25 protein-coding genes are annotated in these 23912 nt (G+C 63.4%); 18 read left to right on the top strand and 7 right to left on the bottom strand.

Annotated features, from left to right (window positions below):
• Positions 1-27 precede the first annotated feature (27 nt).
• Genes mscL through KUF59_RS25800 form a run of 3 tightly spaced genes read left to right on the top strand, consistent with a single transcriptional unit; the run spans position 28 to position 1590 of the window.
• A complete protein-coding gene (mscL, locus tag KUF59_RS25810; RefSeq protein ID WP_212460973.1) occupies positions 28-471 on the top strand; it encodes a large conductance mechanosensitive channel protein MscL in 444 nt (147 codons plus the stop codon).
• Between the two features lie 59 nt (positions 472-530).
• Positions 531-1004 carry an SsrA-binding protein SmpB gene (smpB, locus tag KUF59_RS25805; RefSeq protein WP_212460972.1) on the top strand — a complete coding sequence of 158 codons (474 nt, stop codon included), beginning with the start codon at positions 531-533 and terminating at the stop codon, positions 1002-1004.
• A gap of 4 nt (positions 1005-1008) precedes the next feature.
• On the top strand, positions 1009-1590 hold the full coding sequence (locus KUF59_RS25800) for a peroxiredoxin (RefSeq protein ID WP_212460971.1): 582 nt from the start codon (positions 1009-1011) through the stop codon (positions 1588-1590).
• Positions 1591-1597: 7 nt separating this feature from the next.
• Here the strand turns inward: KUF59_RS25800 and KUF59_RS25795 are convergent, their stop codons facing one another.
• Positions 1598-2272 (bottom strand): uracil-DNA glycosylase, encoded by a 675-nt coding sequence (locus KUF59_RS25795; RefSeq protein ID WP_212460970.1) that lies wholly within the window; start codon positions 2270-2272, stop codon positions 1598-1600.
• Positions 2253-2897, bottom strand: coding sequence for a LabA-like NYN domain-containing protein (locus KUF59_RS25790; RefSeq protein WP_212460969.1), 645 nt, complete (start codon positions 2895-2897; stop codon positions 2253-2255). Before KUF59_RS25790 ends, KUF59_RS25795 begins: the two co-directional genes overlap by 20 nt.
• A gap of 339 nt (positions 2898-3236) precedes the next feature.
• On the opposite strand from KUF59_RS25790, the gene rpoZ reads away from it, so the two are divergent.
• From rpoZ to KUF59_RS25730, 12 genes are all read left to right on the top strand, one after another.
• Positions 3237-3629, top strand: coding sequence for a DNA-directed RNA polymerase subunit omega (rpoZ, locus tag KUF59_RS25785; protein ID WP_027522935.1), 393 nt, complete (start codon positions 3237-3239; stop codon positions 3627-3629).
• A 206-nt stretch (positions 3630-3835) separates the two neighbouring features.
• Positions 3836-6127, top strand: coding sequence for a RelA/SpoT family protein (locus KUF59_RS25780; RefSeq protein ID WP_212460968.1), 2292 nt, complete (start codon positions 3836-3838; stop codon positions 6125-6127).
• 45 nt (positions 6128-6172) lie between these two features.
• A complete protein-coding gene (locus tag KUF59_RS25775) occupies positions 6173-6925 on the top strand; it encodes a pyridoxine 5'-phosphate synthase (RefSeq protein ID WP_212460967.1) in 753 nt (250 codons plus the stop codon).
• Positions 6922-7341, top strand: coding sequence for a holo-ACP synthase (gene acpS / locus KUF59_RS25770; protein ID WP_212460966.1), 420 nt, complete (start codon positions 6922-6924; stop codon positions 7339-7341). Before KUF59_RS25775 ends, acpS begins: the two co-directional genes overlap by 4 nt.
• Before the next feature lie 249 nt (positions 7342-7590).
• Positions 7591-8349 (top strand): signal peptidase I, encoded by a 759-nt coding sequence (gene lepB / locus KUF59_RS25765; protein ID WP_212460965.1) that lies wholly within the window; start codon positions 7591-7593, stop codon positions 8347-8349.
• A complete protein-coding gene (gene rnc, locus KUF59_RS25760) occupies positions 8346-9164 on the top strand; it encodes a ribonuclease III (RefSeq protein WP_212460964.1) in 819 nt (272 codons plus the stop codon). Before lepB ends, rnc begins: the two co-directional genes overlap by 4 nt.
• The gene (era, locus tag KUF59_RS25755) at positions 9154-10080 is read left to right on the top strand and encodes a GTPase Era (protein WP_212460963.1); all 927 of its coding nucleotides are present in this window, start codon (positions 9154-9156) and stop codon (positions 10078-10080) included. Before rnc ends, era begins: the two co-directional genes overlap by 11 nt.
• Positions 10081-10111: 31 nt before the next feature.
• On the top strand, positions 10112-10492 hold the full coding sequence (locus KUF59_RS25750; protein WP_212460962.1) for a hypothetical protein: 381 nt from the start codon (positions 10112-10114) through the stop codon (positions 10490-10492).
• 67 nt (positions 10493-10559) lie between these two features.
• Complete coding sequence (recO, locus tag KUF59_RS25745; protein WP_212460961.1) at positions 10560-11315, top strand: DNA repair protein RecO; 756 nt, start codon at positions 10560-10562, stop codon at positions 11313-11315.
• A 100-nt stretch (positions 11316-11415) separates the two neighbouring features.
• Positions 11416-11703, top strand: a complete 288-nt coding sequence (locus tag KUF59_RS25740; RefSeq protein ID WP_212460960.1) for a hypothetical protein — start codon at positions 11416-11418, stop codon at positions 11701-11703.
• Positions 11704-11763: 60 nt separating this feature from the next.
• Positions 11764-14022 (top strand): DNA topoisomerase IV subunit A, encoded by a 2259-nt coding sequence (parC, locus tag KUF59_RS25735; protein ID WP_212460959.1) that lies wholly within the window; start codon positions 11764-11766, stop codon positions 14020-14022.
• Positions 14023-14337: 315 nt separating this feature from the next.
• The gene (locus KUF59_RS25730; RefSeq protein WP_212460958.1) at positions 14338-14553 is read left to right on the top strand and encodes a dodecin family protein; all 216 of its coding nucleotides are present in this window, start codon (positions 14338-14340) and stop codon (positions 14551-14553) included.
• Positions 14554-14608: 55 nt separating this feature from the next.
• On the opposite strand, the gene KUF59_RS25725 is transcribed toward KUF59_RS25730, so the two are convergent.
• The 3 genes from KUF59_RS25725 to KUF59_RS25715 form a co-directional block, all read right to left on the bottom strand.
• The gene (locus tag KUF59_RS25725; protein ID WP_258767223.1) at positions 14609-15334 is read right to left on the bottom strand and encodes an outer membrane protein; all 726 of its coding nucleotides are present in this window, start codon (positions 15332-15334) and stop codon (positions 14609-14611) included.
• 230 nt (positions 15335-15564) lie between these two features.
• On the bottom strand, positions 15565-16368 hold the full coding sequence (locus tag KUF59_RS25720) for a hypothetical protein (RefSeq protein ID WP_212460956.1): 804 nt from the start codon (positions 16366-16368) through the stop codon (positions 15565-15567).
• A gap of 86 nt (positions 16369-16454) precedes the next feature.
• Complete coding sequence (locus KUF59_RS25715) at positions 16455-17762, bottom strand: hypothetical protein (RefSeq protein WP_212460955.1); 1308 nt, start codon at positions 17760-17762, stop codon at positions 16455-16457.
• 307 nt (positions 17763-18069) lie between these two features.
• Here KUF59_RS25715 and KUF59_RS25710 point away from each other — a divergent pair, with 307 nt between their 5' ends.
• Positions 18070-18876, top strand: coding sequence for a hypothetical protein (locus KUF59_RS25710; protein ID WP_212460954.1), 807 nt, complete (start codon positions 18070-18072; stop codon positions 18874-18876).
• An 822-nt stretch (positions 18877-19698) separates the two neighbouring features.
• On the opposite strand, the gene chrA is transcribed toward KUF59_RS25710, so the two are convergent.
• Positions 19699-21087: a chromate efflux transporter gene (gene chrA, locus KUF59_RS25705; RefSeq protein WP_212461026.1), complete on the bottom strand. Its 1389-nt coding sequence runs from the start codon at positions 21085-21087 to the stop codon at positions 19699-19701.
• A complete protein-coding gene (locus KUF59_RS25700; protein ID WP_212460953.1) occupies positions 21087-21905 on the bottom strand; it encodes a chromate resistance protein ChrB domain-containing protein in 819 nt (272 codons plus the stop codon). Before KUF59_RS25700 ends, chrA begins: the two co-directional genes overlap by 1 nt.
• A 203-nt stretch (positions 21906-22108) precedes the next feature.
• Here KUF59_RS25700 and dmeF point away from each other — a divergent pair, with 203 nt between their 5' ends.
• Positions 22109-23074 carry a CDF family Co(II)/Ni(II) efflux transporter DmeF gene (gene dmeF, locus KUF59_RS25695; protein ID WP_212460952.1) on the top strand — a complete coding sequence of 322 codons (966 nt, stop codon included), beginning with the start codon at positions 22109-22111 and terminating at the stop codon, positions 23072-23074.
• A gap of 10 nt (positions 23075-23084) precedes the next feature.
• A complete protein-coding gene (locus KUF59_RS25690; protein ID WP_212460951.1) occupies positions 23085-23906 on the top strand; it encodes an N-acyl homoserine lactonase family protein in 822 nt (273 codons plus the stop codon).
• The last annotated feature ends 6 nt before the right edge of the window (positions 23907-23912 follow it).

Raw genomic sequence — 23912 nt, 5'->3', positions numbered from 1 at the left:
TGCGTTAGCGGTTGGGGGAGTTTCTTCATGGGCGTCGAGGAAAAGGGCATGCAGATGCTCAAGGAGTTCCGCGAATTCGCCATGAAGGGCAACGTCGTCGACCTTGCGGTCGGTGTCATCATCGGCGCGGCCTTCGGCGGCATCGTCACTTCGCTGGTCGGTGACGTCATCATGCCGCTGATCGGCGCCGTGACCGGTGGCCTCGACTTCTCCAACTACTTCACCGGCTTGTCGAAGTCGGTCACCGCCACCAACCTGGCTGACGCGAAAAAGCAAGGCGCGGTGCTGGCTTGGGGCAGCTTCCTGACGTTGACGATCAACTTCATCATCGTCGCTTTCGTGCTGTTCCTGGTGATCCGCGCCATGAACACGCTGAAGCGCAAGGAGGAGGCCGCACCGGCCGCTCCGCCCAAGCCGTCGCGCGAGGTCGAACTGCTGACCGAGATCCGCGATCTCCTCAAGAAGTCTTGACGCGCGCGCTTCATCCGAACTGTTAGCGTGCACGCGCATACTGCTCAGGTTTTTCCGTTATGGCCGACAAGAATGAACGCCCGATCAAGGTCGTGGCGGAAAACCGTAAGGCGCGTTTCAACTACGCGATCGAGGACACGGTCGAGGCGGGTATTGCGCTGACCGGCACCGAGGTCAAGTCGATCCGCAACGGGAAGAGCACGATCGCGGAGTCCTACGCCGATTCGAAGGACGGCGAGATCTGGCTGATCAACGCCAATATTCCCGAATATCTCCAGGGCAATCGCTTCAACCACGAGCCGAAGCGGCCACGAAAGCTGCTACTGCATCGCAAGCAAATCAACAAGCTGATGGGTGCGGTGGACCGCGAGGGCATGACGCTGATCCCGCTCAAGCTCTATTTCAACGAGCGTGGCCGCGCAAAACTTCAGCTCGCGGTCGCCAAGGGCAAGAAGCTGCACGACAAGCGCGAGTCCGAGAAAAAGCGCGACTGGGGCCGGGAGAAGGGCCGCCTGATGCGGGCGAGGGGATGAGGCCATGACTCAGCGAAACCTGCTCGAGGTCGACTGGAGCAAGATCCCGGCACCATCGGATGATGGCGGTGCGGCGCACCTGAAGGACATGACGGTTCCACCGGTCAGCCTGCTCGCCACCAACGATACGTCCGTGAAGCTGTCAGTCTTGCGCGGACGCACGGTGGTGTTCGCCTATCCGCGCACGGGCGAGCCCGGCAAGATCGCGCTGGTCGACGACTGGGACATGATTCCCGGCGCGCGCGGCTGCACGCCGCAGACCTGCGCCTTTCGTGATCTATTCGCCGAGCTGAAGGCCGCCGGCGCCGCGCATGTCTATGGTCTGTCGAGCCAGAGCAATGAGTACCAGACCGAGATGGCCTCGCGGCTGCATCTGCCGTTCCCGGTGCTCTCGGACGAAAAGCTGGAGATGACCCGCGCGCTGAAGCTGCCGACGATGGAGGTCGCAGGGCTCACGCTGATCAAGCGGCTCGCGCTGATCGTCGACGACGCCCGCATCACCCACGTGTTCTATCCGGTATTCCCACCCGACCGGAATGCCGGCGACGTGTTGGACTGGCTCAAGGCCAATCCCGCTAAAGCCTGATAGCGAGCTAGTCGAGGTCGGCCTTCACCCGGGCAAAGACCTTGCGGAACATGTCTGGCGTCAGCACGCCGGTGTTCGTGTTGTAGCGCGAGCAGTGATAGCTGTCGTACAGGCGAAACGCGCCCGCCTGGTGGACCGCGCCGTGGCCGAACGGCGCCTGCGAGGCCTTCAGCTTCAGCGGCTTCAGCACGCTATCGTGCGCAATCCGTCCCAGCGCGATGATGGCGCGCAGTTTTGGCATTGCCTCGAGATTTGCCACGAGGAACTGGCGGCAGGTGTTGATCTCCGCCGGCAGCGGCTTGTTCTGCGGCGGCACGCAATGCACGGCATTGGCGATCCGGCAGTCGACCAGCTTCAGCCCGTCGTCAGGCCGCGCCTGATAGGTGCCCTTGGCAAATCCGTATTCGATCAGCGTCGCGTAGAGCAGGTCGCCGGCATAGTCGCCCGTGAATGGCCGGCCCGTGCGGTTGGCGCCTTGCATGCCCGGCGCCAGGCCGACGATCAGCAGGCGCGCCTTGGTGTCGCCGAAGGGCGCAACCGGTGCATTGTGCCACGACGGCTCGCGCGCACGGTTGGCTTCGCGAAAGGCAACCAGTCGCGGGCAGAGCGGACAGTCACGGTCGGGTACGACGGTGGGCGCCTTCCGGCTTGATCGGCCGGTCTCAATCGTCGAAGTCGTCATCACCCCTCGGCGCCACCGTGGTCGCGCGCTGCAAGAACTGCGGCGCATGATGACGCGTCTCACGTTCGCCACGGTCGCGCGGGGCAGGGCGTTCGGACGGGTCGCGGCCGAGCTTGGACTGCAGCTCGACGAGGTCGGTGAAGACGTCGGCCTGGCGACGCAGCTCGTCGGCGATCATCGGGGGCTGGCTGGCGATCGTGGAAATCACGGTGACGCGGACGCCGCGGCGCTGCACCGCCTCGACCAGCGAGCGGAAGTCGCCGTCACCCGAGAACAGCACCATCTGGTCGATGTGCTCGGCGAGCTCCATGGCGTCGACCGCAAGCTCGATGTCCATGTTGCCCTTGACCTTGCGGCGGCCGGAGGCGTCGATGAATTCCTTGGTCGCCTTGGTGACAACGGTGTAGCCGTTGTAGTCCAGCCAGTCGATCAAGGGACGGATGGAGGAGTATTCCTGGTCCTCGATGATGGCGGTGTAATAGAACGCGCGGAGGAGCGTCCCGCGGCTCTGAAATTCCTTCAGCAGGCGCTTGTAATCGATATCGAAACCAAGGGTTTTCGCCGTGGCATACAGATTGGCTCCATCGATGAAGAGCGCGATCTTGTTGGTTGGGGAAAGTGACATTCAGTTGCTCGCGTAGTGTCTGTGACAATCGTTTATTGTTGGCGCGGCGACAGCCGGCCGCGCAGTTCAAAGTGCTGCCAGGACCCGTCGAACCGGTCGAACCCGTAGTAAATCCGGAAAAGCCGGGGCAATAAAGGCATAGCTATGGCGAGCGCCTGCCCGTCCGGGTCCGCCCTCCTTGGCAACCCCGAAAACGCCCGATCCCAACCCCAACGTGGAGTTAGCAGAGCCGCTCGGCGAGGCCAAATCACAAAATAGCCTTGCGCAATCGTCCCGGCCACTATAACTAGCCCGCATCATCCACATTATTTGGTCCCACCCAGAGCGGAGCGACAGTCCATGGCTCGCGTCACCGTAGAAGATTGTATCGACAAGGTCGACAACCGGTTTGACCTTGTCCTGCTGGCTGCCCACCGTGCCCGCATGATCTCGTCAGGATCACAACTAACGGTTGACCGAGATAACGACAAGAACCCTGTTGTCTCTTTGCGCGAAATTGCGGATCAGACCATCTCGCCGGAGGACCTCCGCGAGGAGTTGGTCCACTCCCTGCAGAAATTCGTCGAAGTGGACGAGCCGGAGCCCGATACCGTGCCGCTGATCGGTTCGGCCGGCGCGAGCGTCGATGCCGACGACACCGAGGTTGCGGTGGAGCGCATGACCGAAGAGGAACTTCTGAAGGGTCTCGAAGGCCTGGCTCCGCCCGAGGAGCAGCCCGAGGAGGACGAGTAATCGTCCCGATCGGTGATCTCAGATCTCGCATTTCGAAAAGGCCCGGACCTAGGTTCGGGCCTTTGCTTTTGTTGACCTTTTCGTGGTTACGGTAGAGTTGTGGGATGACGCGACAAGCTGTCTTCGATTTGATCTGATGGCGGGCGGGTTGGCGTTAAGATGGATGCGACGGGCTGGCTTTAGGCCTGTTTGAAGGCGGGAAATGCATGGTGTATCGGCGCCGGAAACAAACGCAGATGCAGGCCGCGACCGAATCGGTCGCCGTGGCCCCGACTGCTCCGGCCGCGGCGCGGTCGCCGAAGCCGCGCACCCGCATGATGCGTCAATATGACCTCGTCGAGCGCGTCAGGTCGTACAATCCCGCCACCAACGAAGATCTGCTGAACCGCGCCTATGTCTACGCCATGAAGGCGCATGGCTCGCAGACACGCGCCTCCGGCGACCCGTATTTCTCGCACCCGCTCGAAGTGGCGGCGATTCTCACCGATCTGAAGCTCGACGACGCGACCATCGTCGCGGCGCTGCTCCACGACACGATCGAGGACACGGAAGCGACTCGCGCCGAGATCGACCAGATCTTCGGCCCCGAGATCGGCGCGCTGGTCGAGGGCCTGACCAAGTTGAAGCGGCTCGAGCTGGTGTCGCGAGAGGCCAAGCAGGCCGAGAACCTGCGCAAGCTGCTGCTGGCGATCGCCGACGACGTCCGGGTGCTCCTCGTCAAGCTCGCCGACCGCCTGCACAACATGCGCACGCTGGAATTCGTGCCGACGGAATCGCGCCGCCGCATCGCCGAGGAGACCCTCGACATCTACGCGCCGCTGGCGGGGCGCATGGGCATGCAGGAGATGCGCGAGGAGCTGGAGGATCTGTCCTTCCGCACCCTCGATCCCGAAGCCTATGCGGTGGTGATGCAGCGGCTTGATGCGCTCGCCGAACGCAACCGCAATTTGATCGGCGAGATCGAGGACCAGCTCTCCAACAATTTGCGCCACCGGGGTCTGGGTGCGCGCGTCTATGGCCGGCGCAAGAAGCCGTTTTCGATCTGGACCAAGATGGAGCGCAAGTCGGTCGGCTTCGAGCAACTGTCCGACATCTTCGGATTTCGCGTCGTCGTGAACGACGTCGAGGCCTGCTACCGCGCGATGGGTATCGTCCACACCACCTGGCCGGTCGTGCCCGGGCGTTTCAAGGACTACATCTCGACGCCCAAGCAGAACGACTACCGTTCGATCCACACCACGGTCATTGGTCCCGGCAACCAGCGCGTCGAGCTGCAGATCCGCACCGAGGCGATGGACCAGATCGCCGAACGCGGCATCGCCGCGCACGTCTTCTACAAGGAGGGCGTGGGCTCGCCGACCGAATTCCTCAAGCGCGAATCCAACGCATTTGCCTGGCTGCGCCACACCATCGGCATCCTCTCGGAGAGCGCAAACCCCGAGGAGTTCCTCGAGCACACCAAGCTCGAGCTGTTCCACGACCAGGTGTTCTGCTTCACCCCGAAGGGCAAGCTGATCGCACTGCCGCGCCATGCCAATGTGATCGACTTCGCCTATGCCGTGCACACCGACGTCGGCAACAGCGCGGTCGGCTGCAAGATCAACGGCAAGTTCGCGCCGCTGTCCTCCGAGCTCCAGAACGGCGACGAGGTCGAGGTTCTGACCTCGGAGGCGCAGTCGGCGCCGCCCTCGGCCTGGGAATCGCTCGCGGTCACCGGCAAGGCGCGCGCCGCGATCCGGCGCGCCACGCGCACCGCCGTGCGCGACCAATATGCGGGCCTCGGCCGGCGCATCGTCGAGCGTCTGTTCGAGCGTGCCAAGATCGACTACGCCGACGACAAGCTGAAGGGCGCGCTGCCCAGGCTCGCGCGCACCTCGATCGATGACGTCATGGCGGCGGTCGGGCGCGGTGAGATCAAGGCGTCCGACGTCGCACGCGCCATGTACCCCGACTACAGGGAGGAGCGCGTCGCGCGCTATGGTGTGAAGAAGGGGCTGGCGGCGAAGATCAAGGAGAAGGTGGTACCGGAGCGCCCGAAGGGCCCGCCGGCGATCCCGATCCGCGGCATCAATTCCGACCTGCCGGTGAAGTTCGCCCCGAACGGCGGCGCCGTCCCCGGTGACCGCATCGTCGGCATCGTCACGCCGGGCGAGGGTATCACCATCTATCCGATCCAGGCACCGGCCCTGAAGGACTTTGAGGAGGAGCCGGAGCGCTGGCTCGACGTGCGCTGGGACATCGAAGACACTGCTCCGCAGCGCTTCCCGGCCCGCATCAAGGTCGAAAACGTCAACGAGCCCGGCGCGCTGGCGCAGATCGCGACCGTGATCGCCGAGCACGACGGCAATATCGACAACATCAGCATGCAGCGCCGCTCGCCCGACTTCACCGAGACCACGATCGATCTCGAGGTCTACGACCTGAAGCACCTGAGCGCGATCATAGCCCAGTTGCGCGCGAAGGCGGTCGTCGCCCGCGTGGAACGTGTTAATGGATAGGCGCGCTCGCACCTCGCCTGTTCCCGGATTTCGTGAGTCCCGATCATGCCCGCAACTCCGCTCCGCCTCGGCGTCAATGTCGATCATGTCGCGACCCTGCGTAACGCGCGGGGAGGGCGCAATCCCGATCCGGTGCGTGCGGCGCTGATCGCGATCGAGGCCGGCGCCGACGGCATCACCGCGCATTTGCGCGAAGACCGGCGGCATATCCGCGACGAGGACATGGCGCGGCTGAAGGCCGAGATTTCCAAGCCGCTGAATTTCGAGATGGCGGCGACCGACGACATGCTGCGGATCTCGCTTGCGACCAAGCCGCATGCGGTGTGCCTGGTGCCCGAGCGCCGGCAGGAGGTCACGACCGAGGGCGGCCTCGACGTAGTCGGCCAGCACAACGCGCTTGCACCCTTCATCGCGCGGCTGAACGACGGCGGCATCCGGGTGTCGCTGTTCATCGCCGCCGACCCCGCGCAGATCGAGATGGCTGCGCGGCTGCGCGCGCCGGTCATCGAGATCCACACCGGCGCCTGGTGCGACGCCGTCGTCGACGGACGCACTGAGAAGGCCGAAGCCGAGTGGCAGCGCATCGTGGCGGGAGCAAAGCTGGCGAAAGCCGCAGGCCTGGAGGTCCACGCCGGACACGGGCTGGATTACGCGACGGCGGAGAAGATCGCTGGCCTGCCCGAGATCATGGAGCTCAACATCGGCTACTACATGATCGGCGAGGCGCTGTTCGTCGGGCTCGCCGAGACCGTCCGCAGCATGCGCGCGGCGATGGATCGCGGCCGGAGCCGGGCATGATCATCGGCATCGGCTCCGACCTGATCGACATCACGCGCGTCGCCAAGGTGATCGAGCGCCATGGCGAACGCTTCCTCGACCGTATCTTCACCCCGGCCGAACGCGCCAAGGCCGAGCGTCGGGCCAAGAACGAGAAGATGGTGGTGGCGACCTATGCCAAGCGCTTCGCGGCCAAGGAGGCCTGCTCCAAGGCGCTGGGCACTGGCATCCGACGCGGGGTCTGGTGGCGGGACATGGGCGTGGTCAATCTGCCGGGGGGACGACCGACCATGCAATTGACCGGCGGGGCGCTGACCCGGCTCCAGGCGCTGACCCCGGAGGGTTTTGAGCCGCGGATAGACCTTTCCATCACTGATGACTGGCCGCTGGCGCAGGCCTTCGTCATCATTTCTGCCGTCCCGCGGACGAAGTCCTGAGCGGAAACGCTCGTAATTAAAATAACCAAGCCTATTCAATGGCTTATATAATTTTGATGAAGCGCTTGATTGCGCGCCTGCCGACAAGCGTCTAAAAGTCCGCGGCGTCAAATCTTTAGGGGCGAATTCGGCTTTACGCCGGAATTGGCCCTGACTATCAGAATCAGGACAATCTCTTGCGCCGCGAAGCGACGGGGCTGAGCGCGGGCAGAGGGCATTCTGCTATCGCCGGCCGGAACTGGGAAAGCAATGAGCGTGACTTCGGGAACCAAATCTGAGAGCGGCGTCGGTGAAACCATCCGGGTCGTGATCCATGCTCTCCTGATCGCGCTGGTGATCCGCACCTTCCTGTTTCAGCCGTTCAACATTCCCTCCGGCTCGATGAAGGCGACGCTGCTCGTCGGCGACTATCTGTTCGTTTCGAAATATTCCTACGGCTACAGCCACTACTCGATCCCGTTCTCGCCGCCGCTGTTCTCGGGACGCATCTGGGGTTCGGATCCCAACCGCGGCGACATCGTGGTGTTCCGTCTGCCGAAGGACGACACCACCGACTACATCAAGCGCGTGATCGGTCTGCCTGGCGACCGCGTCCAGATGCGGGAGGGACTGCTCTACATCAACGACGTGGCGGTGCAGCGCGAGCGCCTCAGCGACTTCATTGGCGAAGACCCCTGTGGTTCGGACGCGATGGCGCGGGTGAAGCGCTGGAAGGAGACGCTGCCGAACGGCGTGTCCTATGAAACGCTCGATTGCGTCGACAACGGCTTCTACGACAACACCAACGTCTACACGGTGCCGGCCGGGCACTTCTTCATGATGGGCGACAACCGCGACAATTCCACCGATAGCCGAGTGCAGTCGGCGGTCGGCTACGTGCCGTCAGAAAATCTCATTGGCCGCGCTCAAATGATCTTCTTCTCTATCGCTGAAGGCGAACACGCCTGGATGTTCTGGCGTTGGCCGGTGGCGGTGCGCTGGGCGCGCCTGTTCAAAATTGTCCGATGAAAGACGAAGCCAAGGATATCGCGAACCAACCGATCGCTGCCGAAGCGAACCCTGAAGGCGGGGACGCGCCCAAGGCGCCTGCTAAGAAGAAGCGGGCCAAGGCCGCCGGCAAGGCCAAGGGCGCAACCGCGGCGGTCGAGGCGCGCATTGGACATGCCTTCGCCGATCCGAACCTTTTGATCCAGGCTATCACGCATGTCTCGGCGCTCAAGTCCGGGCGCAAGCGCGGCGACAGCTATCAGCGGCTCGAATTCCTCGGCGACCACGTGCTCGGGCTCGTGGTATCAGACATGCTGTACGTCGCCTTCCCGAATGCGGACGAGGGCGAATTGTCGAAGCGGCTCGCCGAGCTCGTGCGCAAGGAGAGCTGCGCTGACGTCGGAAAGTCGCTCGGCCTGCTCGACGACATCAAGCTCGGTTCGGTCGGCGCGAGCGCCGATGCGCGCCTGCGTAAATCGGTGCTCGGCGACATCTGCGAAGCCGTGATCGGCGCCATCTATCTCGATGGCGGTCACGCGGCGGCGGCCGAATTCGTCAAGCGCAACTGGACGGAGCGCATGCACAAGCCGCGGCGGCCGCTGCGCGATCCCAAGACCGTGCTCCAGGAATGGGCGCAAGGGAAGGGCTTGCCGACGCCGGTCTATCGCGAGGTGGAGCGCACCGGGCCGCATCACGACCCACAGTTCCGCGTCGCCGTCGACCTGCCGGGGCTTGCCTCGGCGGAGGGCATCGGCGGCAGCAAGCGTGCGGCGGAGAAGGTCGCGGCCTCCATCATGATCGAACGCGAAGGCGTTGGCGGCGGCAATGACGGTTGAGAGCAGCGGCGACACGCCCGCCGCGACGCGCTGCGGCTTCGTAGCGCTGATCGGCGCCCCCAATGTCGGCAAGTCCACGCTGGTCAACGCGCTGGTCGGCGCCAAGGTCACGATCGTGTCGCGCAAGGTGCAGACGACGCGCGCGCTGATCCGCGGCATCGTCATCGAGAACAATGCGCAGATCATCCTTGTCGATACGCCCGGCATCTTCTTGCCCAAGCGACGGCTCGACCGGGCCATGGTGTCGACCGCCTGGAGCGGGGCGCATGACGCCGATCTCGTCTGCGTGCTGATCGATGCCAAGGCCGGGCTCGACGAGGAGGCGGATGCGATCCTCAACAAGGTCGCGAGCGTCGGCCACGAGAAGATCCTTGTGCTGAACAAGGTCGACCTGGTCCAGCGCGAGAAGCTGCTGGCGCTGGCGCTGGCCGCGAACGAGCGTATTCGTTTCGCAAAAACCTTCATGATCTCGGCGCTGTCGGGCGACGGCGTCGACGACATCAGGCAGGCGCTGGCGGAGATGGTGCCGGCAGGTCCCTTCCTCTATCCCGAGGACCAGATGTCGGACGCGCCGATGCGGCAGCTCGCGGCCGAGATCACGCGCGAAAAGATCTATCGGAAGCTGCACCAGGAATTGCCCTACCAGTCCACGGTCGAGACCGAGAAATGGGAGGAGCGCAAGGACAAGTCCGTCCGCATCGAGCAGACGATCTATGTCGAGCGCGAGAGCCAGCGCAAGATCGTGCTCGGCAAGAGCGGCGCCACCATAAAGTCGATCGGCGCGGACTCGCGCAAGGAGCTCGCCGAGATCCTGGGCGTGCCGGTGCATTTGTTCCTGTTCGTCAAGGTGCGCGAGAACTGGGGCGACGATCCCGACCGCTACCGCGAGATGGGCCTCGAGTTTCCCAAGGAATGACAAGGAATGATGAGGGGATGATCGGTCTCCGATGAACGTGCCCCGTAACGTCCTGTACTTCGAGGTGCTGCTCTACGCATCGCTGATGCTGGACGCGCTCTCCGTTGCGTTCGAGGACCGCACGCCGACGCGCGAGCGCACCGAGCAGATGATCATGACGGGAACGCTGCTCAGCGCCGTGATGATCGTGCTGTTCGTCTATGTGGTCTGGCTCGCGGCGCAGCGGCGCAAGAACTGGGCCCGCTGGGTGCTGGCGGCCGCGCTGGCGCTCTCCGTGCCGTCGCTGGCGGTGCGGATCAACGAGGTGGGCCTCGCGCTCGACAGCGCGATCGAGATCGTGTCCTGCGTCGTGACCGCGGTCGGGCTCTATGCGTCCTTCACCGGCGACGCGAAGGGTTGGTTCAACGCGTGATCAAATTGGTGGGCACGCTTCGCTTTGCCCACCCTACGACGCCGCGAAGTGCGGTAGACTTCCGACCATGGAATGGACCGACGAAGGCATCGTGCTGGGGGTGCGGCGGCATGGCGAGAGCAGCGCCATCGTCGAGCTACTGACGCGCGAGCATGGCCGGCATCTCGGGTTGGTGCGGGGCGGCGCCGGCTCGCGGATGCGGCCGTTGCTGCAGCCCGGCAACAGCGTCAGCGCGGTGTGGCGGGCGCGGCTCGACGAGCATCTCGGCACCTACGCGATCGAAGGCCTGCGGCTGCGCGCCGCGACCCTGCTGACGTCCTCGCACGGGGTATATGGCGTGACGCACCTTGCCTCGGTCGCGCGATTGTTGCCGGAGCGCGATCCGCACGAGGACATTTTTGCGCTGCTCGAACACACGCTCGACGATTTTGACGACATCGGCGGCGCGGCCGTGCATCTGATCCGCTTCGAACTCGCGATGCTGGCCGAACTCGGCTTCGGCCTGGACCTGGAGAATTGCGCGGCGACGGGCGAGACCACGGACCTGATCTATGTCTCGCCGAAATCCGGCGGCGCGGTGTCGCGCACCGCGGGCGACGCCTGGCGCGACCGACTGTTGCGGCTGCCGGCGTTCTTGCGCCAGGGCGAGGACTACAGCGATGGCTGGTCGGACGCGGATTTGCAGGATGGCTTTCAGCTCACGGGTCATTTCTTGCTCCGTCATGTGCTGGAGCCCCGCGGCCAGGGCCATTCCGATGCGCGGGCGGGCTTCATCAACGCGCTGATTCGGCGACAGGCGAGGGCAGTCATCGCCTCGTCATGAGCTGACCGCGCCTCTGCTTTGCTCGATGCGGCGGTCTCAGGCGGAACCAAATCAGGCTGTCAGCGTTGGCCGGACTGGTTCCAAACCGGGGACAGCCTAAATGTTGATCAGAGGATTCGTGGTGTCGGCCGCGCTGCTGGCGTGGGCTCCGGACGCAGCATTGGCAGGTGAGCAGCCGGGACTGGTCCGGCGCGCCTCCTGTACCGTCGTCAGGTACTATGTCGCCAAATATTCCGCTGCGGCCGCAGAGACATGGGCGCGATCCAAGGGCGCTACCGAGGCGGAAATCGAAGCCGCGCGTCGCTGCCTGACCAATGCGCCAGCGACCACACAGGCCAAGAACCCGCAAACCACGCAGCCCGTGACCGCCGGCTGGGCGGGGCAATAACCGCCCACAGGGAACCAATCGATTCTTGCCCGATTCGCCGTGGCGGTCTAACCCGGCGCCATGGGAAAACGACTGATTCCGCCGGAGAAGCCGGCTGAAATTCACGAGGTGCCGCTGCGGGACGCGCTCGAGGAGCGCTATCTCGCCTATGCGCTCTCCACCATCATGCACCGCGCGCTGCCGGATGCGCGCGACGGTCTGAAGCCGGTGCACCGGCGCATCCTCTATGGCATGCGCCTGCTCAGGCTCGATCCGGGCACTGGCTTCAAGAAATCCGCAAAGATCGTCGGCGACGTGATGGGCTCGTTCCATCCGCATGGCGACCAGGCGATCTACGACGCCATGGTGCGTCTCGCGCAGGATTTCTCCTCGCGCTATCCGCTCGTCGACGGCCAGGGCAATTTTGGCAATATCGACGGCGATAACCCCGCCGCCTATCGCTACACCGAAGCGCGCATGACCGACGTCGCGCGGCTTCTGCTCGAGGGCATCGACGAGGACGGCGTCGAGTTTCGTCCCAACTATGACGGCCAGTCCAAGGAGCCGGTGGTCCTTCCCGGCGGCTTCCCGAATCTGCTCGCCAACGGCGCGCAGGGCATCGCGGTCGGCATGGCGACCTCGATCCCGCCGCACAACGCCGCCGAGCTCTGCGACGCGGCGCTGCATCTGATCGAGAAGCCCGACGCAAAGTCCAAGTCGCTGCTGAAATGGGTCAAGGGCCCGGACTTCCCGACCGGCGGCATCGTCGTCGATTCCAAGCAGGCGATTGCGGAGGCCTACACCACCGGCCGCGGGTCGTTCCGTGTTCGCTCCCGATGGGAACAGGAGGAGGGCGCGCGCGGCACGTGGGTCGTCGTCGTCACGGAGATTCCGTGGTTGGTGCAGAAGTCGCGGATCGTCGAGAAGATTGCCGAGCTGCTCGACCAGAAGAAGCTGCCGCTGGTCGGCGAGGTCCGCGATGAATCGGCCGAGGACGTTCGGCTCGTCATCGAGCCGAAGTCGAAGAACGTCGATCCTGCCTTGATGATGGAATCGCTGTTCCGGCTCACCGAGCTCGAAAGCAAGATTCCGCTGAACCTCAACGTGCTGCTCAAGGGCCGCATTCCCAAGGTGGTGGGGCTCGCGGAGTGCCTGCGGGAATGGCTCGACCATCTCCGCGACGTGCTGATCCGCCGCTCCAACTTCCGCAAGGGCCAGATCGAGCACCGGCTGGAGGTCCTTGGCGGCCATCTGGTCGCCTATCTGAACCTCGACAAGGTGATCAAGATCATCCGCACCGAGGACGAGCCGAAGCCGGCGCTGATCAAGGCGTTCAAGCTCACCGAGATCCAGGCGGAAGCCATCCTCAACATGCGCCTGCGCAATCTGCGCAGGCTCGAGGAAATGGAGATCCGCAATGAAGACAGGGATCTGCGCAAGGAACTGAAGGGTATCGAAGGCCTGCTCGCCTCGGAAGCAGAGCAGTGGAAGAAGGTCGGCGAGCAGGTCGGCAAGGTCCGCGATATGTTCGGACCCAAGACGCCGCTCGGCAAACGTCGCACCACCTTTGCCGACGCGCCCGAGCACGACCTCGCGGCGATCGAGGAGGCCTTTGTCGAGCGCGAGCCGGTCACCGTCGTCGTCTCCGACAAGGGCTGGATCCGCACCATGAAGGGGCATGTCGAGGATCTCTCGGGGCTTGCCTTCAAGCAGGATGATAAGCTCGGCTTCGCCTTCTTTGCCGAGACGACTTCGAAGCTTTTGCTGTTCGCCACCAACGGAAAATTCTACACGCTCGATGTCGCAAAACTGCCGGGCGGCCGTGGCCATGGCGAGCCGATCCGCCTGTTCATCGACATGGAGCAGGAGGCGGCCCCCGTCGCGCTATTCGTCAACAAGGGCGGCCGAAAATTCCTGGTCGCAAGCCACGAGGGCCAGGGTTTCCTGGTCAACGAGGACGATTGCGTCGGCACCACCAAGAAGGGCAAGCAGGTCCTCAACGTCGAGATGCCGAACGAGGCGCGCGCGATCACGGAAGTGCTCGGCGACACCATTGCCGTCATCGGCGATAATCGAAAGATGCTGATCTTCCCGCTCGACCAGGTGCCGGAGATGGCACGCGGCCGCGGCGTTCGCCTGCAGAAGTACAAGGACGGCGGCTTGTCCGACGTTGCCGTGTTCGACGCCAAGGCGGGACTCGCCTGGAAGGATTCCGCGGGCCGCGAGTTCAGCGCGACCATGAAGGAACTGGCCGAATGGCAGGGCACCCGCGCCGACGCCGGCCGCCTGCCGCCGAAAGGTTTTCCGAAGTCGAACAAGTTCGGGCGCGTGATCGAGTAGGGCGCCGTCGTCGCGCTCGGAAGCGGAGCGGCGGGCCCCCCATTCGCTGTCGTCCTGGTCTTCGCAGGGTGGATGTCGGGGCGCCGTTCAGTTGCGGAGCCTTGCTTCCGTGACGGAACAACAAAACATCGAAACAACCCCATGCACAGTAGCGCCCGGATCGCACTTCGCGCCATCCGGCCGCGACGGGGCAGTGACTTATCCTGCGCCGCAAACGGCGGATCGCAATCCTTCCAGCGCCATTATCGTGATGTTAGGCTTGAAGCCGGCAGGGAGCACCTGCTTCCTGCTTCATCATGAACGGGAGGACGAAACATGTCCGAGAGCGTCTACAAGGTCATCGAACTGGTCGGCACCAGCAGCGATTCCTGGGAGAAGGCCGCCGCCAATGCGGTCGAGCAGGCCGGAAAGTCTCTTCGGGACCTCCGCGTTGCCGAGGTTATCAAACTCGACATGCAACTGGACGCCAAGGGCAAAGTGGAGGCCTTCCGCGCCAAGCTGAGCGTCTCGTTCAAATTCGAGGGCACCTGAACTGACGTCACCTCGCCCCGCTTGCGGGGCGAGGCCGGGGCTTTGGTCTCAGGACTCAGAAGTGGTAGTTCACGCCGGCGGTGACGGCGTGAATACGATCCTTCAAGCTGAAGATGTTCACGTTGCTGCCGGCGCCATTGCTCAGCAGGACGCTGCGATTGCCGAAATCGTAGTAGTCGTACTCGAAAACCGCCGACCAGTGCGGCGCAAAGGCCCAGTCGACGCCGGTGCCGGCGGTCCAGCCGGTTGCGGTTGTCGTCGCGCTGGGATCGACGGGGCCCGCCGGCGGCGTGAAGGCGTCGTCGATCTTCTCGCGCGTCCAGGCGGCACCGCCTCTGACGAAGACCAGCCAGCGCTCGGCGACGGCATAGCCGAGCCGTACGGTCGCTGAGGCCAGCATGTCGTTGCTCATCGTGAACTGCGACGGGAGAACCGCGCCGGTCACGAGGTTTCTGACGATTCCCGCATGACTGTTGCTGAGGCTGGTCCAGGCCGCCCGGCCCTCGACACCGACGACCCAGCTCGATGTGAATTGATAGTCGCAGCCGATCTGGCCGCCGCCGACGAAGCCCGCTGAGCTGAAGCTGACCGAGTTTCCGAGCACGCCGGTGGTGCGGTCGTCGCTGACGACACCGCCGACATGGCCGCCGACGTAGCATCCGGTCCAGGTGAACGGGACGGGGGCTGCCGCCTTCAGGATCGGGGCCTTCACCGCGAGGTCGGCCGCCGATCCAGTGCCAGGAAGAGCCAAAGCCAAAACCACGCCCACACAAGCCGTCACGCAATGCTTCATTTCGATCCCATCCCCAATTCCCATCGCCTGGTGCGACAAACTGCCACATGTCTGCCAGAAAGGATGCGCGGGGCGAAGGGCCTTGGAACCGCTTTGTACAATTTACAGTAGAGCGTATCTAAAATGTCACGTTTTTAGTCATGAACATGACGATGCTGTAACGTCCGGCAGGCTTCTCCGTTGAAAGTGCAGCTCTTCACAGCGAGGGCGCGCGACTATTACTCGAGGAATTCCTTCCATCTGCCGAGCTGGGACTGTCTCAGCTTCGTCCTTTCGTCATTCAGCTCGGAGCTGCGCTGTGCCGCAGCCGCCGTGGTTGCGGCCGCACGGTTGTAGCTGTTGGCGGCGGACTGAAAGGGAAAGACGAATTGACCGTTCGCCACCTTGTAGATCCCGAAGTCACGGACCAGAAGCGCGACGCATCTTTCGTAGGCGTTGTAATATTCCGCGCGCGAGGCGAGCATCTTGGAGGTCAGTGCTGTCCATGCCGCATGCCGCTCGTCGATCATCGCCATGAAACTGGAGACACGGCCATCCCCAACGTTCAGTGACCGAACGTCGTTTTCCAGTTTGTCTCGTGCGGCCTTGGTCAGCGCGATGTAGCGGGCCTCTGAGGTCGCGGCGTTGCCTTCCGCGGTCTTCAAATCCCGGCGAAGCGCGTCAAGGTCGCCGCGGCTGGACGCACTCACCTCATCGAGCTTCGGAAGGGCCCTTGGCTCAATATCGCTGAGCAGTCTTTGCGCGGCAGCATCGATTTCAGTCGCGTCGTTGCTCGCGAGCGCGAGCATCTTGAGGAGTCTATTGGAGGGATATCGTTTGAGCGCTTCATCCAGCTGCTCGGGACCTTTCACCTGGTCCAAGGCAGCCCGGCTATCCCTCTCGGAAACGGCGGCCTGAAGCCTCGTCAGATCACCCGCGACGTACATGACGCCAAGGCAAACAGCCACGAAGAAGCCCAGGAGCAACAGGACGACGGCCAGTCGTCGGCGTGGGTTGACGCTCTGCTCCGAAACCGATTCCACGAATCGGGCTCCCCCCTCGAACAACGTCGATTCTACTGTCTTTTGTGGAGCTGGAGGAGCCCATACGAAGCTTCGCCCACATCACCCTATGCGGGCGCACTCGCCGGCAGGCTGGAAAGGCGCGGGGCCTGCTCGTGCAAAGACCACCAGTAAGCCACGGCCGTGGCGATCTCGTCCCATAGCGGTGTCGGCAAGTCGGGCACGGCGATCCTGACGAGGTAGCGATCGCAGGTTGTGTCGTGGAACCACTCCGCCGCGCCGAAATCGAAGCCGAAACTTCCGGCATGGCGCAGCAGCAATCCGGCCTTGCCCAGATCACCGGAAAGGTCGGCTGCGATTTGCCTCGCCTGGCTCTCGTCCACCGGTCGCTTCGGTGCCAGCGTGACATAGAGGCCGTGGGCGAAATGCAGTTCGGCCGATGAGCGGGGAAGCGCGGACGCAAAATAGCGGGCCGTTCGTCTGCCGTTGCGCAAGATGGCTGCGCCGCGCCTGTCAGTCAGATCGCGGTAGGCTTTCGTCCCCACATAGGGCGGGAAATGCGCCGGCAGCGCCGCGCCGCCCAATAGCCGCACGGCCCTGCGCATTTCCTCAACGAGGCCGTCCCTTAGCTGCGGGCCCATGTTCACGCGCCTGTGGGGAGCAGCGAAGGCCGCAGAGCCGAGGCGCCCATACTCCAGGCCGAGGGAATCGAGCTTGGTGTGGCTACGTACCAGAACGATGGGAATTCTCGCACGGCGGGTCCAGTTCAGAACCCGGCGGATCCGTCCCGAGCCGATCGAAAGACAGGTCGTGTCGAAAATCACGAGATCAAGTTCGGGCGCGTCGCAACGCAGGGTCGCCTCGAATGCGGCTGCTGGCGCGCAGGAGTCGAGGAGCAGAATTCGCCGATGGTTCGCACGAGCTGCGACGTCGCTGGGCGATTGTTCGAGCCGGACCAGGCGCAAATGCCGGGCAAGACTTTCGATCAGCTCGATCGTTTCACCATAGGAGCCAGGCAAGACCAGAATGTCCGCCTTGGGGATCACCCTTGCAGATCCCAACAGCAAGGCCGAGATGGCGGCCATTCCTGACGACGTATAGATGGTCTCGGTCGCCGCCGCTTCCTCGAACTCGTAGAACGAAGGGCCGCGAACGTCGAGATCGGCGCGCTGGTAGTCGTAGCTGAATTCGAACGGCCCCGCGCGCAGCCGCCCCGAATGGGCCCAGGCCGTTTCCGTGAGCGCCCAATCGTGCAGCGCGTGTTCAGCCTTCAACGCCGCAGCAAGCCGGAATTTCTGTTCAATCACCTCGGTAACCGCGACCGGCTTTCGCAGCGCCAGTGCACTGCCGAGGCAACCATTGAGCAACTTGAGTTCCTCGTGCTTCCTGTCGAGATACGCAGAGAGCGTTTCCATGCTGGGCCTTCGATTCACCTATCAACGTCTCGGAAGGAGATTGGGTCCGAAGGCTGTGTAGCGTTCTGCGTTGCGGCGCTAAATCGCCCCTAATAGCCGCAGCTCGACGTCGGTAGCGCAGGAGCCCGCGAGCACGGAAGCGCTAATTCAGCGGGTCCTGTTGGATGGCGCCCAACCTTCGGCGACCGGCAACGGACCTACAGCGGCGAATACCCGCGGAACGTGCATCTCCGCTTCATCTGAGTTAAGGTTCAGATGCAGCGGGTTGCACTTTCGACGTTTCGATCGCGCCTGCATCGGTCACGTCATGAAGATCGTCAAAATCATTGTTCTTTCGGCCCTCGGGGTCTTCATCTTTGGCGGCTATATGAGGGCCGTGCTCCGGTATTTGATGGATGAGGGTTTTTGGCCCGGATTGGCCGGCATCCTCGTTTGCTTTGGCATAATGCTCGTGCCAATCGCCACAAAAATTCGTGCGAGGCTGAAAGCTAGGACTGAGACCGCTGCTCAAATTGCGACCACGCCGAGGCGCAGACGGCTTACGAAGGTCAGTGGCGCCAAAGTCGCAAGGCTCCTCGCGGCATATCCGGGACCGGTCAAGTTGAAAGCTACGCGAACCCGATGGTGGGTTCTAATGGTGCTAGGCGTCGTATCGACTGCTCCCTTTATCTTTATCGGCGTCAAAATTGTCTTGAGTCTGCCGGCCGACAATTTGCTTGCGGCTATCGTCTTAGCAGTGTCTGTCTTCGGTACATGTGGCTGCGGATTGCTTACTGTGCTTTCTGCCCGCGCTCTGCTGCGTGGAGGTCTGCAGATCGACAGGAATGGATTTCAAGTCACTCTGCTAACTCGAAATCCATATCTGTGGACAGAAGTGATTGACTTTCGCCCGTGTCGCGACTGGCCTGTTTCAGGTGTCCAGTTCAACGCGGTGAGGCCTCGTTTACTTGACGCTGGCTGGATACATTCGTCGCCCCCCTCTTCGAACGATGCAGTAGGCGACAATTTTGGTTTAGAAGCGGAAGAACTTGCCGATCTCATGGAGTCCTGGCAAAGCGCCGCGCTCGATGATCAGGGAAATGAACAGCCGCTCGCTCCTGCAGTCTCCGGGTAGAGCTTCAGGACTTCTATCGATCAGGCATCATCTGGAAGGGGCGGCCCATCAGCGAAGTGGCGGCACCTCTGTTTGAAGTCCGGTTACGGGTTGGAACGGACTAGATGTGCTCCGAGTGAGTCGCATTTTGACTCTAAACGGACGTGGCAGACGTAAGAACTGGGTCCCAAGTCCTGAGCTTTGGTTTGCTTGGACAACCGTAAGCGGACCGACGCGGCTGCCCCTAAATCCTGCCGTACTGGTCTTGATCGTAGGCCTGCAGGATCCGTACAAAATCAGCCATGCTGGATCGATCTCTGTTTTCGGTCATAGCAGCAAGCTGAGTATTGGACGCGGGCTGGCTCCCTTGCCAAAACCGTGTCAGGAGATCGGCGATGTTTCTCATGGCGTACTCTCTGCAGCTAACCGTGGCGGTAGATACCAATTGAGCGGCAACGCGCTGCCAGATTGGGAGAAGTCGGCGGGCGTTACGCCGCCGACCTTGCCCTCGCAACTGCCGGCTCGCAGGGCCGGTTCCGTTGCTTTTCATTCTGGTCTTAGAGATAGCACCAGGCACTCGGTTGGCGCCATTGCGCGTGGGTATGAAGGGGCCATACTTAGGTAGGCTTGGACTAGTGAATCGGATTCAGTCGACCAAGTGTCGGTTAGATCACAGCTGCGTTAGCGACTTCCGTTGACGGTCCTGAGGCGAAGTCGCGCAGAAGCTCGCTGAGGTCCGCTGTCACAGTTGAGGCGGACCCACCCAGTGGGAAGTTTCGACCCGCCCGTGAGGGGCGCGGCAATGATGGGGGAAAGCAGAGCAGACCCGGCGAATTATGAACCCTAGATTACCCCCATCAGCCGCAGCACAACGCCCGCCGCGCAGGAGCCCGCGAGCACGGTGAGCATGCCGAGCTTGAAGCGGAAGATCGCGGTCGCGGCCGCGATCGACAGCACCAGCGCCGGGACGTCGATGCTGCGCAGGACCGGCATGTCGAAGGACAGGGGGAAGGCGTTCACCGGATAGGTTTCGCGGAACAGCGTGTGCAGGGCGAACCAGATCGAGAGATTGAGGATCACGCCGACCACTGCGGCCGTGATTGCACCGAGCGCGCCGGCGAGGCCCTTGTTGCCGCGCAGGAGCTCGACATAAGGCGCGCCGACGAAGATCCAGAGGAAGCAGGGCGTGAAGGTGACCCAGGTCGCGAGCAGGCCGCCGAGCGTGCCGGCGAGCAGCGGCGACAGGCCGCTGGGATCGCGGAAGGCGGCCATGAAGCCCACGAATTGCAGCACCATGATCAGCGGGCCCGGCGTCGTCTCGGCCATGCCGAGGCCGTCGAGCATCTCCCGCGCGCTGAGCCAGTGATAATGCTCGACCGCCTGCTGGGCGACGTAGGCCAGCACCGCATAGGCCCCGCCAAAAGTCACCATCGCCATCTTGGAGAAGAACAGTGCGATCTGGCTGAACACGTTCGCCTCTCCGAAAGCGAGCAGCAGCGCGATGACCGGCACGAGCCACAGCGCAAGCCAGACGAGGCCTACGCGGATCGCGCGCGCCGTGTTCGGCCGGATGTGATCGGGCACGGCTTCGCCGAGCATACTGTCGATCGCGGCGGTGTTGCTTCCATGGCCGTGGGCGGGGGGCGCAAATTCGCTCCGACCGCTCTTCGCGCCGACATAGCCGATGATGCCGGCGGCGATGATGATGATCGGAAAGGGGACGTTGAAGAAGAAGATCGCAACGAAGGCGAGCGCTGCAAGCCCGATCATGATGTTGTTCTTGAGCGCGCGCTTGCCGACGCGCACCACGGCCTCGACGACGATGGCGAGCACGGCAGCCTTGAGCCCGAAGAACAGCGCCTCGACAAAACTGACATTGCCGAAGATGGCATAGATGTAGCTGAGGCCCATGATGGCGATGATGCCGGGCAGGATGAACAGCCCGCCCGCCATCAGCCCGCCGGCGGTGCGGTGCATCAGCCAGCCGATATAGGTCGCAAGCTGCTGCGCCTCGGGGCCCGGCAGCAGCATGCAATAATTGAGCGCGTGCAGGAAACGCCCTTCCGAAATCCAGTTCTTCTCCTCGACCAGGATGCGGTGCATCACCGCGATCTGGCCGGCCGGGCCGCCGAATGACAGCAGGGCGACGCGAAGCCAGACGCGGAAGGCTTCGTGGAAGCTGATGCCGTGACCGACATCAGCTCCCTTGGTTTCAATGATGCGGGTGTCCATCACGCTTTCGCTTTGCCGGTCGGCCAATTGTGGGTCTCCGTGGTGGCGTCACGACACCAGCGATAGAAGGCGTCGTAGAGCAGCATGCCGGCGTCGAGTTGTTCGAGATCGTCGTCATACATCCTGGACAGGCCGAGCGAGGCCGCGAGCAGGCCCGGCGCTTCCGGCGCCAATTCCGGCCGCGCCGTGTCGGCACCGCGCACCAGCGTCGCAAGCCGCAGCAGGGGCGGGGTTTTGAGCCCAAACTCCTCGACCATGACGTCGAAGGTGCAGAGTTCGCCGCGGTGGCTCCAAAACACGTTCTCGATGTCGAAGGGTGCCGCGTTGAAGCGTTCGCCGACGGCGACAACCTCGGACGGCGCCACGAACAGGAACACCGCATTGGGGTCGACGAAGCGGCGGATCAGCCAGGGGCAGGCGATGCGGTCCACCTTGGGCCGGGCGCGCGTCACCCAGACGGTGCGCCCCTTGGCATCGCGCGGTGGCAGCTTCTTGCTGTCGATCAGCGGAAGTTTTGCGTCCTTCCAGCCCTCAAAACCGCCGTCCAGGGTTTCGGCCTGGACGCCGAGCTGGCGCAGCCACGCCGCGGTGCCCTGGGCGAGCTTCTGCCCGCGCAGGCAGGCGACGATGGCGGAGCGGCCCGCAAGTTCCTCGCCCCAGTCCGGGACGCTCTCGTGGCTGCGTTTGACGGAGCCGGGGATCAGCCGCGGATCGGCGGCAAAATCCTCGTCCGTGCGCACATCGATCAGCAGCGGCGCGTTTGCCGTGCCGATCAGCCGTGCCAGTTTGTCAGACGATATCGTGGTGAAAGAAGACATGATGCGCCCTCGTTAGGAGTGAACGGGACGCGATGCTTGGGCTTGTCGCCTCACGGGGAGATCGCTCAATCCCCATGGGTGCCATTACAGCGAAACCGCGCGGACCTGTCAATCCGCCCGTTTCGACGGCGACAAACGTTAGAAACGTAAGCCGGCCGGGCCTATATTGGGGAAAACGAATTCTCTTCCGGAGACAACAACCGATGCATTCCCACTCCATCGATCAATGGACGCATGAGCATGCGTTTCTCGGCGACAAGCACGACGAGAACGAGCGGCGCACCTGGTTCGTGGTGGCGCTGACGCTGGTGATGATGGTGGCCGAGATCGTGGCCGGCTCCCTGTTCGGCTCGATGGCGCTGCTCGCCGACGGCTGGCACATGGGCACGCATGCGGCGGCGCTCGGCATCGCCGCATTCGCCTACCGCTTCGCGCGCCGCCACCTCGGGAATGCGCATTTCACCTTCGGCACCGGCAAGTTCGGCGATCTCGCGGCCTTCGCCAGCGCCATCATCCTCGGCCTGATCGCGGTCGAGATCGCCTATGAAAGCGTGCTGCGGCTGATTACGCCGGTGCCGATCGTCTATGGCGAGGCGATCGCGGTGGCCGTCCTCGGCCTCTGCGTCAATCTCGCCAGTGCCTGGCTGTTGCGCGACAATCATCACCACGATCACGGCCATGGGCACGGTCACGGCCATGCGCACGATCATGACGATCACGACCAGCACCATCATGATCATCACCATCACGACAACAATCTGCGTGCCGCCTATGTCCACGTGATGGCCGACGCGGCGACCTCGGTGCTGGCGATCGCGGCACTTCTGGTCGCGATGTATTCGGGATGGGTCTGGGCCGACCCCGCGGTCGGCCTGATCGGCAGCGTCGTGATCGCGAGCTGGGCGTTCGGCCTGATCAAGGCCTCGGGCGCGGTGCTGCTCGACGTCCGCGCCGACGAGCGCATGGAGCGCACCATCCGCGCCCGCATGGAAGTCGGCGAGGACCGCGTCACCGACCTCCATCTCTGGCAGGTCGGTCCGGGCCATTGCGCGGTGCTGGTGTCGCTGGTCTCGGACAAGCCCAAGCAGCCAGCCGTCTACAAGAAGCGGCTCGCTGGGTTGAAAGGCCTGAGCCATGTCACGGTCGAGGTCGAAACCTGCCCGCACTGAGAGGAACCAGATGACACGCCCCATCGGACTGACGCTCGCTGCCATCGCGATCCTGTGCTCCCCCACCGCCGCGCTTGCGGCATCCGGCGTTGAGCGGCTCTACATCCTCAATTGCGGGGAGGGCACGACCAGCGACGTGTCGCGCTGGACGCCTGGGATGAACGAAGGCAAGCCGATGGACTTCGTCGATAGCTGCTATCTGATCAAGCACGCCCAGGGTTGGTTCTTGTGGGACACCGGCATTTCCGATGCGGTGGCGTCGATGCCCAACGGCCTCGTGCCGGCAGACCCCAAGGCGACGGTCTGGCGACGGCCGAAGACGCTTGCCGCGCAGCTCGACCAGCTCGGCGTGAAGCCCGCGGATCTGAAGGGGATGGCCGTGTCGCACACCCATCCCGATCACACCGGCAATGTCGAGATGTTTCCCTCGACCATGCTCTACGTGCAGAAGGCCGAATATGAATGGCCCGGCACCAACAGCGAGCCGCGCTTCAAGCCCTCCCATCCGGTGACGCTGCTGACAGGCGATCTCGATGTCTTCGGCGATGGCAGCCTGATCATCCTGTCGACACCGGGCCATACGCCCGGACACCAATCGCTGCTGGTGAAACTGCCGAAGACCGGCGCTGTGGTCCTCTCCGGCGACGCCGTCCATTTCAAGGAGAATTGGGAGAACCGCCGGGTGCCGGCCATGAACGTCAGCAAGGATCAGACGACGGCCTCGATGCAGAAGCTCGCCGATACGCTAACGAAGGAGAGGGCGCAGCTCTGGATCAACCACGACAAGGCGCAGCGCGACGGCCAGAAGCTTGCGCCGGAGTTTTACGACTGACGCCTG

The sequence above is a fragment of the Bradyrhizobium arachidis genome (genome assembly GCF_024758505.1).
GTDB lineage: Bacteria > Pseudomonadota > Alphaproteobacteria > Rhizobiales > Xanthobacteraceae > Bradyrhizobium > Bradyrhizobium manausense_C.
The sequence above is the reverse complement of the archived record's forward strand: the minus strand, read 5'-3'. Positions and strand labels throughout refer to the sequence as shown.